General features: G+C 67.5%; 11 protein-coding genes and 1 pseudogene. 9 read left to right on the top strand and 3 right to left on the bottom strand.

Annotation, left to right across the window (positions count from 1 at the left end):
• Positions 1–498, top strand: a pseudogene (locus AO501_RS38425) (hypothetical protein); the annotation flags it as partial.
• Between the two features lie 19 nt (positions 499–517).
• Here AO501_RS38425 and AO501_RS24525 read toward each other — a convergent pair.
• The gene (locus tag AO501_RS24525) at positions 518–1,162 is read right to left on the bottom strand and encodes a TetR/AcrR family transcriptional regulator (protein ID WP_055580179.1); all 645 of its coding nucleotides are present in this window, start codon (positions 1,160–1,162) and stop codon (positions 518–520) included.
• A gap of 146 nt (positions 1,163–1,308) precedes the next feature.
• Here AO501_RS24525 and AO501_RS24520 point away from each other — a divergent pair, with 146 nt between their 5' ends.
• The 5 genes from AO501_RS24520 (at position 1,309) to AO501_RS24500 (ending at position 4,762) form a co-directional block, all read left to right on the top strand.
• Entirely contained in the window at positions 1,309–2,097 is a 789-nt protein-coding gene (locus AO501_RS24520) for a spirocyclase AveC family protein (RefSeq protein WP_055580178.1), read from the top strand.
• A 105-nt stretch (positions 2,098–2,202) separates the two neighbouring features.
• Positions 2,203–2,697: an LppP/LprE family lipoprotein gene (locus tag AO501_RS24515; protein ID WP_055580177.1), complete on the top strand. Its 495-nt coding sequence runs from the start codon at positions 2,203–2,205 to the stop codon at positions 2,695–2,697.
• A gap of 3 nt (positions 2,698–2,700) precedes the next feature.
• On the top strand, positions 2,701–3,264 hold the full coding sequence (locus AO501_RS24510) for a VOC family protein (RefSeq protein WP_055580176.1): 564 nt from the start codon (positions 2,701–2,703) through the stop codon (positions 3,262–3,264).
• 139 nt (positions 3,265–3,403) lie between these two features.
• Positions 3,404–4,294 (top strand): lytic transglycosylase domain-containing protein, encoded by an 891-nt coding sequence (locus AO501_RS24505; RefSeq protein ID WP_082658820.1) that lies wholly within the window; start codon positions 3,404–3,406, stop codon positions 4,292–4,294.
• A 78-nt stretch (positions 4,295–4,372) separates the two neighbouring features.
• Positions 4,373–4,762, top strand: coding sequence for a VOC family protein (locus AO501_RS24500; RefSeq protein WP_055580175.1), 390 nt, complete (start codon positions 4,373–4,375; stop codon positions 4,760–4,762).
• An 11-nt stretch (positions 4,763–4,773) separates the two neighbouring features.
• Here the strand turns inward: AO501_RS24500 and AO501_RS24495 are convergent, their stop codons facing one another.
• Positions 4,774–5,214: a hypothetical protein gene (locus AO501_RS24495; protein ID WP_055580174.1), complete on the bottom strand. Its 441-nt coding sequence runs from the start codon at positions 5,212–5,214 to the stop codon at positions 4,774–4,776.
• Between the two features lie 51 nt (positions 5,215–5,265).
• Positions 5,266–5,727: a winged helix-turn-helix transcriptional regulator gene (locus AO501_RS24490; RefSeq protein ID WP_055580173.1), complete on the bottom strand. Its 462-nt coding sequence runs from the start codon at positions 5,725–5,727 to the stop codon at positions 5,266–5,268.
• An 80-nt stretch (positions 5,728–5,807) separates the two neighbouring features.
• Here AO501_RS24490 and AO501_RS24485 point away from each other — a divergent pair, with 80 nt between their 5' ends.
• From AO501_RS24485 to AO501_RS24475, 3 genes are read left to right on the top strand one after another with little or no spacing between them, the layout of a single operon-like run.
• On the top strand, positions 5,808–6,935 hold the full coding sequence (locus AO501_RS24485) for an acyl-CoA dehydrogenase family protein (RefSeq protein WP_055580172.1): 1,128 nt from the start codon (positions 5,808–5,810) through the stop codon (positions 6,933–6,935).
• On the top strand, positions 6,932–7,897 hold the full coding sequence (locus AO501_RS24480) for an LLM class F420-dependent oxidoreductase (protein ID WP_055580171.1): 966 nt from the start codon (positions 6,932–6,934) through the stop codon (positions 7,895–7,897). The genes AO501_RS24485 and AO501_RS24480 overlap by 4 nt, the downstream gene beginning before the upstream one ends.
• The gene (locus AO501_RS24475) at positions 7,894–8,904 is read left to right on the top strand and encodes an NADP-dependent oxidoreductase (protein WP_055580170.1); all 1,011 of its coding nucleotides are present in this window, start codon (positions 7,894–7,896) and stop codon (positions 8,902–8,904) included. Before AO501_RS24480 ends, AO501_RS24475 begins: the two co-directional genes overlap by 4 nt.
• Position 8,905 lies beyond the last annotated feature (1 nt).

The following is an 8,905-nucleotide window of genomic DNA, read 5'->3' as shown; positions in this document are numbered from 1 at the left end:
CCCTCCGCCGGTCCCGCCGGCGGAGTGACCGGCAACGGCACCGGCGGTGTGGGCGGGACCGGCGGCAACGCACTGTTCAGCGGTTCCGGCGGCGCCGGCGGGGCCGGGGGGCTCAGTCTCATTGGCATCGGCGGCAACGGCGGTAACGGCGGCTGGGCCGGTACATTGAACGGGATCGGAGGTGCCGGCGGTTCCGGCGGCGTGAGCGTCCTGGCGGTCAGCGGCAGCGGCGGCAACGGCGGCGCGGCGCCGGGGATCATCGGCTTCGGTGGCGCCGGAGGCGCGGGCGGCAACGCCCCCGAACTCACCGGCGTCAACGGAGTCGGCGGAACCGGCGGCGTGGGCGGCAGCGCCGGGCAGATCGGCAACGGCGGTAACGGCGGCAACGGTGGGGACACCGCTGCCCCAGGCACTGTCGGGGCCGGCGGTAAGGGTGGCGCGGCCGGGCCGCGGATCGGTGTCAACGGTCTGAACGGGTCGCCCGGGCTGCTGAGCTAGAGTCACGCCTGCCGCGAATTCACCTGTGCCGGTGCAGGAACCCGTGCAGGCTCGCCTGCACCAGCTCGTCGACGATCGCGTCGCGCGACGGTTGGTGGTCGCCGAAAAACGCTGAACGTAACGCGACCATGCCGACGATCATTGCCACCGTGGAGTGCGCCGGCAGCTCGGGACGGGCAGAACGCAGACCACGTAACTGCATGCCTTCGGTGCTGATCTTTCCGAGCACCGCGATGGCCGCCCGGATATCGCCGATGCCGGCTTCGGCGATCTCTTCCTCACTGAAGGCCTCCGACGCGGCCAGGGTCAGCAGCAGGCCCCGATGTTCGACGATCACGTCGTAGAGCTGTCCGACGAAATGGCGGGCCAGCTCGTCTTCGTCGGTTTCCTCGGGTACCACCTGCTGCCAGGTCCGGCCGAACTCTTCGACGAAACTGGTGAACGGAGCAACCAGGGCTTCGCGGAAAAGGCCGGCCTTCGAACCGAAGTTACGGAACAGCAGGTATTCGGTGACACCGGCGGCCGCGGCGATCTCACGTGTGGTGGTGCTGCGGTAGTCCTTGCGCGCGAACAACTCCCGGGCCGCGTCGAGTAGTAGCCGCCGCGGCTCGCCGCGGGCTCTGCGCGCTGCGGCCGGTCTCTGCTCAATTGGGCGCGGGGGCACGGTCTTTGACGATAGTCGCGCTTGACCGCGCTCTTAAGATAGTGTCCACTATTAATCGTGGGCGCAGTCATCATGCTCGGCACGCTGTTCGGGCTGATCGCCGTCATCTATGGCGTGGTCATCTACTTCGACCCCGAAGCCCGGCGATGAGCTCTGGGCTGACCCCGTTGCTGACGGGCGCCGTCATCTTCGGCTGGGGCAGCGGCATCGCTTTCACCGCGGCCGGCGTGTATCTGAGCATCCGTCGCCGTCGGCTGCATCCGCTGCTGCTGCTCTGCATCTCGGCGATCTCGTTCTCCTGGATCGAGGCGCCATACGACTGGGCGATGTATGCACAGTTCCCGCCGGCGCTGCCGCGGATGCCGGCATGGTGGCCACTGAACATGACCTGGGGTGGGCTGCCGTCGTCTGTGCCCGTGGGCTACATCGGATACTTCGTGCTGCCGGCCACGATCGGGGCAGCGCTCGGGCAACGGATCAGCAGGCGGTTCGGCTGGAGAAGGCCCCTCACACTCCTCACGGTCGGCCTCGTCGTCGGCTTCTGCTGGGCCTTCGTCTTCAACGCGTTCATCGGCGCCCGGCTCGGAGTCTTCTACTACGGCTATGTGATACCTGGACTCGCCGTCTTCGAAGGGACCAGGCATCAATACCCGATCTACGACTCGCTGGCGATGGGCGTGCAGATGATGGTGTTCACCTACCTGCTGGGACGCACCGATTCCGAAGGCCGCAACGTCATCGAGGCATGGGCCGACCGGAAGACGACGGGGTCCCGGCAGTCCGCGCTGCTGTCCATCGTCGCGGTGGTGATCGTCGGAAACCTGATGTACGGGGCCGTATTCGCGCCCCACGTGGTGACCAAATTGGGCGGTTGGGTGACGTCGGGCTCGACCGAGCAGTTGTTCCCCGGCGTGCCGAACCAGCCTGCGCGGTGACCGGTCGCGTTGGTCACTTCTTCGACACAATGTCATAGCGGTCCTACCAGCCGGGATTGAAACAGCGCGACGATTGACTGCAGCCGACAGGGAGGCAGTGTTTCGATGCGAGCAGTTGTCTTGAGCGCGCTTGTCGCCGCGCTCTGTGTGTTGAACCCGCTGGCATCGCCCGCCCGCGCCGATCCGACGCCGACGTGCGGGGTGAATCTGAACGCGCCGCAGATCGAAACGGCGCTCGGCTCGTTGCCGGCGCTACCGGAAGGCTCGGCGTGGGATCACAATGTCAAGAGCTTCGATCCGAGCAGCAACTACAACCCGTGCGCGACGCTGTCGACGGTCATCATCACCGTCGTCGGCGCCACCGGCAGTTCGCCCGACCTGGCGTTGTTGTTCCACAAAGGCAGCTACGCGGGCGTGGCCACGTTGAAGGCGTACGCGTTCACCTCCGTCAACGCGGCCAAGACGACAGATGACACCGTCGCGCTCGACTACAAGGACGGCAGGGAGGTCTGCACGGCCTGTCCGGGACCGATCACCACCGTGCGGTACCAGTGGCAGAACGACCACGTCGCGATGCTGGACCCGGCGCCTGCCTGGTGAGCGATGGGGCCCGACAAGAAGCTCGCCCACTTCGTGCTGCAGACCGGCCAGTTGCCCGCACTGCGTGACTGGTACATCCGAGTGCTCGACGCACATGTGGTCTTCGAAATCGAGTTCCTTTGCTTCTTGACTTTCGATGACGAGCATCACCGGCTGGCGATCGTTGAGCTTCCTGACCCGACCCCGCGCACCCCGACGACAGTGGGCCTGGCGCATACCGCCTACACCTTCCCTGATCTACTCAGCCTGCTCGTGAAATATGAGGCATTGCAGGAGAACGACATTCGCCCGCACGTGCCTGTGCAACACGGTGTGACGACATCGATCTACTACCGGGACCCTGATTCCAACATGGTGGAACTACAGATCGACAACTTCGCGACTCCAGCGGAATCGACGGCGTACATGCGTGGCGACGAATACGGCGCCGACCCGATCGGCCCGTCGTTCGACCCGGATGCCATGCTCGCCGCATTGCGTGCGGGCGCCCTGGAATCCGAACTCGTCACTCGAGCCTGGGCGAATACCTGTCCGCAGCTCAACGTGCGGGAACTGCTGCTCGGATAAGCGCCGTCGGCGACCAGCCTTCGCGCGGCAAGAGAGTGACCCCGCTTTGGCCCGGTGGGTACCCGGCGGACAAGATGTAGGGCGGAATGCCCGCGCGAGCCGACGACGCCGGCTCGCTGAACGCGTTGAGGTCGACATCATGGACGTTCGCCGCTGGAATCTGCTGAGCCGTGGAACACGTTGTAGCGCAGCATTTTTAGTGGTACTGGCCGCGGCCGTTTCGCCCTGGCAAGCGTCCGCCGCCCCGCGCCCCGCGGCACCCGCGCTGGCGGCCGACCCGGCGCTGCTGGCCCGCGACCTGGTCGCCGATGAGCAGGCCCTGCGTGACCCGTCGTCGTCGGATGCCGTGTTGCAGGCGGCCGCGCTGCGTCAGCAGGCGGCCTACCGCGCCATCGGACGCCACCCCGAGTGGGAGTCGGTCGTGCGGCCCGTCATTCCCGCATCGCTGGTCGGGATCTACGACCTCAATGTCGACGCGCGACACCACCTCATGGCGCTGAACGCGGGAGAGGCCAAACCCACGTTGCCCGCGTGGCGTATCGACGCGCCCGCTCCGCTCGGCGAACTCGTCGGCGACTACCAGGCCGCCGCGGCGGCGAGCGGCGTCGACTGGAACTATCTCGCCGCGATCAACATGGTCGAAACCGACTTCGGCCGCATCAACGGTGTCAGCACCGCCGGCGCGCAAGGGCCGATGCAGTTCCTGCCCTCAACCTTCGCCTCCTACGCCGAGGGCGGCGACATCCACTCACCGCGCGACAGCATCATGGCGGCCGGCCGGATGCTCGCCGCCAACGGCTTCGCCGGCAATCGGGACAGCGCCATCTACAGCTACAACCACTCCAGCCACTACGTCGGAGCGGTCAAGGACTATGCCGCCGCGATCGCCGCCGATCCGGCCGTCCTCCCCGGCTATCACCGGTGGGACGTCTACTACCTGACCACCTCGGGTGACGTGCTGCTGCCCGTCGGGTACCTGGCCTCCGAGCGGATCCCGGTGGGCGACTACCTGGCAGCGCACCCGCAGTGACCGTGACAGGCAAATAGCCACACACCGCGCCGCCGCGACGGACGGTCACGGACGGCTCAACCGGGGGAAGGGATCACCATGCGAATCAATCTGGCCAGCATCCTCGTCGACGACCAGGACAAGGCGCTGCGGTTCTACACCGAGGTTCTCGGCTTCGCGACCAAGGCCGACATCCCGATGGGCGAGGCCCGCTGGATCACCGTCGTGTCACCGGAAGACCCCGACGGCACCGAACTTGTCCTCGAGCCCGACGGGCATCCAGCGGTCAGGCCGTTCAAGGAGGCGCTGGTGGCCGACGGCATTCCCTTCACGTCGTTCGCCGTCGACGACACCCGAGCCGAATACGAGAGGTTGACGGGCCTCGGTGTGCGCTTCACTCAGGAACCGGTCACCATGGGCCCGGTGATCACCGCGGTGCTCGACGACACCTGTGGAAACCTGATCCAGATCGCGCAACTGACGGGCTGACCCGCGTGCCGTCAGAACGACTTCACGTTATCGATGCTGACGAACATGCCGTGGCCGGTGCCGTCATTGGTGAAGCGGGTGCCGTCGCTACTCGGAACGATCGTCCAGCCCAGAACGTGGTACGTCTGACCGTAGTTCAGCACCAGATCGTTCTGCGGTGTCCCGCCGCCACCGAGGTTGGCGTTGTTCCAGCTGAAGGCGCCCGACGCGCGGATCACGGCCTCGTCGAAGTGCTCGCCGTACGGACCGACCGGTGCCTGCGCAAAGCCCGGCCCGTGTTCGCAGGTGACCATCGAGTCACCGTCGTTCAGTTCGGCCGAGATGACGATGCACCGGACCGCACCGGACTGGGTCCGGACGTATTGACGACCATTAGGGTCGGCCGATGCAGACTGCACTCCACCGGCGGCGAACAACATCAACCCCGCCAAAGTGACTGCTGCGCGGACCATGTCGCCTCCTCGGCGCCGACCCTACTCTGATATCACGCGCGCTATCGCGTTTCAGGCAGAGAATCCAGGGCCCGCTTCGGGCGTCACATTGCGCGCGGTGATCTCCCCGCCGCAGTGGGCGCAAATCAGCCGTGGGTCCGCAACCTCGCCACAAGCCTGGTGCCGCAACACAATTGGCGGTCCGTCCGGGTTCGGCAGGTGTTCGTCGCCCCACCGCATCAACACCACGACGGCGCCGAAAAGGTCGTGCCCCACCTCGGTGAGGCGATACTCGTAACGCTCCGGATCCTGCGAATAGCGCACCCGTTCAAGCAGCCCCGCATCGACGAGCATTCGCAGGCGTGATGACAACGTGGGCCGCGGAATGCTGAGATTGCGGGCGAGTTGGCCGAAGCGCTGCACCCCGAAAAACGCCTCGCGCAAAATCAGCAGCGTCCACCGTTCGCCGACCAACTCCAGCGCCCGGCCGACCGATTCCCCTTGGAAGCGGTGGGACAGATCGGCGGCCGTCATAGTTCAGTCACTGTACCGGTTCAATAACTGAACCGCACGTGATAACTTGTCTGCACCGTCATCACCACCGGGAGCCGCCGATGAATCACGCAGACACCCCCGAGGTCCTCGCGGAGAAGATCGCCCTGTCGGCCCGCGAGTCGGCATCCGAGATCGATCGGGAGCGCAGGCTGCCGCCCGAGCTCGTCGCCCGTCTCAACGAGGCCGGCATGTTGCGCGCCACCATGCCGCGCGAGGTGGACGCACTCGAACTGTCACCGCCGACGGCCCTGCGGTGTGCCGAGGCGATCGCGCGCGGCGACGCGGCCACAGGTTGGTGTGTGTCGATCGCGATCACCAGTGCGCTGCTGGTGGCCTACCTCCCGGATGCGCCCAGGGACGAGATGTTCGGCGGCGGGAAGGGTGTCGCGGCCGGGGTGTGGGCGCCGCGGGGCAGGGCTAAGACGGTCGACGGCGGCGTGATCGTGTCGGGGCGCTGGCCGTTCTGCAGCGGAATCACGCACGCGGACATGCTGTTTGCGGGTTGTTTCGTCGATGAGAGCCGAGTGCCCGCTGTGGTCGCGCTGCCCAAAGAAGATCTGCGGGTCCTCGACAACTGGCACACCCTGGGCCTGCGCGGCACCGGCAGCCACGACACCGTCGCCGACGAGGTCTTCGTCCCCGCCGACAGGGTGTTCTCGGTGTTCGACGGGCCGGCGGTGGACCGGCCGTTGTATCGATTCCCGGTGTTCGGGTTCTTCGCGCTGTCGGTCGCCGCGGCCGCGCTGGGCAATGCCCGCGCCGCGATCGACGACCTCGTCGAGTTGGCCGGTGGCAAGAAGGGACTGGGGTCGACGCGCACCCTGGCGGAGCGCCCGGCGACCCAGGCCGCGGTGGCCACGGCGGAGTCGGCACTGGCTGCGGCCCGCGCGCTGTACTACGAGGCGACCGAAACCGCCTGGCAGGCAAGCCAGGAACCCGAACCCGTACCCGTTGCCCTGCGCAACCGGTTGCGCCTGGCGGCCACCCACGCCGCACGTACCTCGGCCGACGTGGTGCGCACCATGTACGACCTGGCGGGCGGCACCGCCATCTACGACACGTCGCCGCTGCAGCGCCGGTTCCGCGACGCGTTCACCGCCACCGCTCACTTCCAGGTGAACGAGGCATCCCGCGAACTGCCCGGTCGCCTGCTGCTCGACCAGCACGCCGACACCTCGATGCTGTGACGAAACTCGAAGTCGTCCTTCCGTTTTGGCTCGACCGGCCGGACTGCGAGGCATTGGAGATCGCGCGGACGGTGTCGGAATCCGGGTTCGATGCCCTCTGGGTCGGGGAGATGGCAACCTACGATGCGTTCGCTCTGGCGACCGCGATCGGGCTGCGCGCCTCGGAGTTGCCGCTGAAGATCGGACCATTGGCCGTCGGTGTGCGTGGCCCGGTGACTCTCGCACTCGGCGTCAGCACCGTGGCCTCCCTCACCGGCAACCGCGTCGACCTCGCCCTGGGAGCCTCCAGCCCGGCCATCGTGACCGGCTGGCACAACCGCGGCTGGGCCCACCACGTCCCCGTCATGAGGGAGACCATCGAATGCCTGCGGCCGATGCTGGCCGGCGAGCGCGTCAGCTACCACGGCCGGCACGTCAGCAGCAATGGTTTCCGGTTGCGCAACCCGGTTCCGGAGGCGCGAATCGCGTTGGGCGCGTTCGGTCCTGGCATGATCGCGCTGGCGGCACGACAGGCCGATGAAGTGGTGCTCAACCTCGCCTCGCCCGGGCGCGTGGCCCAGGTGCGTCAAGCCATCGACCATGCCGCGGCGGGCCGCCCCGCCCCGCGGCTCACGGTCTGGGTGCCGGTCGCGCTCGATCCCGGTCCCGCCGCGCACGCGCAACTCGCCGGTCAGCTGGGCGTCTATCTGGCACCGCCCGGCTACGGAGAGATGTTCAGCGCGTTGGGTTTCGGCGAACTGGTGCAGCGGGCCCGCGCCGGTGCCTCCCGCCGCGATCTGGCGGCCGCCATTCCCGTCGAGCTGCTGGATACGGTGTGCGCCCTGGGGTCTGCGAACCGGATCGCGCAGCGTCTGCGCGAGTACCGGGAGGCGGGGGCCGACTGTGTCGCAGCGGTGCCCGGCACAGCAGAGGATGCCGGCGGCCGTCGGGTTCTCACCGCGTTGAGTCAGGAGATGCCATGACGCTCACCAATACCGTGTGCCGGCTGGCCGCCCGTCCGGTCGGACTGCCGAAGGTCTCCGATTGGCAGATCAACGATGAACCCGCCGCGGCTCCGGCGGAGGGCGAGTTCCTGGTGCAGGTCGAGTACCTGTCGGTCGATCCGGCAATGCGGACGTGGATGAATGCCGGCCGGTCGTACGTGCCGGCGGTGGAGATCGGCGAGGTGATGCGAGCCGGCGCCATCGGGCGGGTCATCGAGTCGCGGCACCCGGATTTCGCGGACGGCGACGAGGTATTCGGAACGTTCGGGGTGCAGCGCTACGCGGTCTCCGACGGCCGCGACGTGACCCCCGTCGACACCACGCTGGCGCCCGCCCCGGTGCACCTCGGCGCGCTGGGCATCAGCGGTTTGACCGCCTATTTCGGGCTCCTCGACGTCGGCCGGCCCCAACCAGGCCAGACCGTCGTCGTCTCCGGCGCCGCCGGATCGGTGGGCAGCATCGCCGGTCAGATCGCCCGTATCAAAGGTTGCCGGGCCGTCGGCATCGCGGGCGGCGAGGAAAAATGCCGCTGGCTGGTCGAGGAACTCGGCTTCGACGCCGCCATCGACTACAAGGCCGGCGATCTGCGCGGGCAGCTCAAGACACACGCGCCCGACGGCATCGACGTCTTCTTCGACAATGTCGGGGGAGCGACCCTGGAAGCGGCGCTGTCCCGGCTGGCCCGTGGCGCGCGCGTCGTCATCTGCGGCGCGATCTCGCAATACAATGCCAGCGACGAGCTGCGCGGCCCGGCGAACTACATGCAGCTGTTGGTCGCCCGCGCCTCGATGACCGGCTTCGTCATCTTCGACTATGCCGACCGTTACCGCGAAGGTGTTGTGCAGCTGGCGGATTGGCTGCGCAGCGGCGAATTGCGCTCGCGGGAGCAGATCATCGAAGGAGGCGTCGGCGACTTCCCCGAGGTCCTGCTGAAGCTGTTTCGCGGCGACAACACCGGCAAACTCATTCTGGCGCTGGGTTCCTGAC

The sequence above is a fragment of the Mycobacterium gordonae genome (assembly GCF_001417955.2).
Taxonomy (GTDB): Bacteria; Actinomycetota; Actinomycetes; order Mycobacteriales; family Mycobacteriaceae; genus Mycobacterium; species Mycobacterium gordonae_B.
Note: the sequence above shows the minus strand (reverse complement) of the source record. Positions and strands in the feature narration are given on the sequence as shown.

What these genes read in the sequence shown, in the direction of transcription:
- AO501_RS24475 (WP_055580170.1), top strand. Translation starts at nt 7,894, where the DNA reads ATGACGCTCACCAATACCGTGTGCCGGCTGGCCGCCCGTCCGGTCGGA.
- AO501_RS24495 (WP_055580174.1), bottom strand. Translation starts at nt 5,214, where the DNA reads ATGGTCCGCGCAGCAGTCACTTTGGCGGGGTTGATGTTGTTCGCCGCC.
- AO501_RS24505 (WP_082658820.1), top strand. Translation starts at nt 3,404, where the DNA reads ATGGACGTTCGCCGCTGGAATCTGCTGAGCCGTGGAACACGTTGTAGC.
- AO501_RS24500 (WP_055580175.1), top strand. Translation starts at nt 4,373, where the DNA reads ATGCGAATCAATCTGGCCAGCATCCTCGTCGACGACCAGGACAAGGCG.
- AO501_RS24520 (WP_055580178.1), top strand. Translation starts at nt 1,309, where the DNA reads ATGAGCTCTGGGCTGACCCCGTTGCTGACGGGCGCCGTCATCTTCGGC.
- AO501_RS24490 (WP_055580173.1), bottom strand. Translation starts at nt 5,727, where the DNA reads ATGACGGCCGCCGATCTGTCCCACCGCTTCCAAGGGGAATCGGTCGGC.
- AO501_RS24485 (WP_055580172.1), top strand. Translation starts at nt 5,808, where the DNA reads ATGAATCACGCAGACACCCCCGAGGTCCTCGCGGAGAAGATCGCCCTG.
- AO501_RS24515 (WP_055580177.1), top strand. Translation starts at nt 2,203, where the DNA reads ATGCGAGCAGTTGTCTTGAGCGCGCTTGTCGCCGCGCTCTGTGTGTTG.
- AO501_RS24510 (WP_055580176.1), top strand. Translation starts at nt 2,701, where the DNA reads ATGGGGCCCGACAAGAAGCTCGCCCACTTCGTGCTGCAGACCGGCCAG.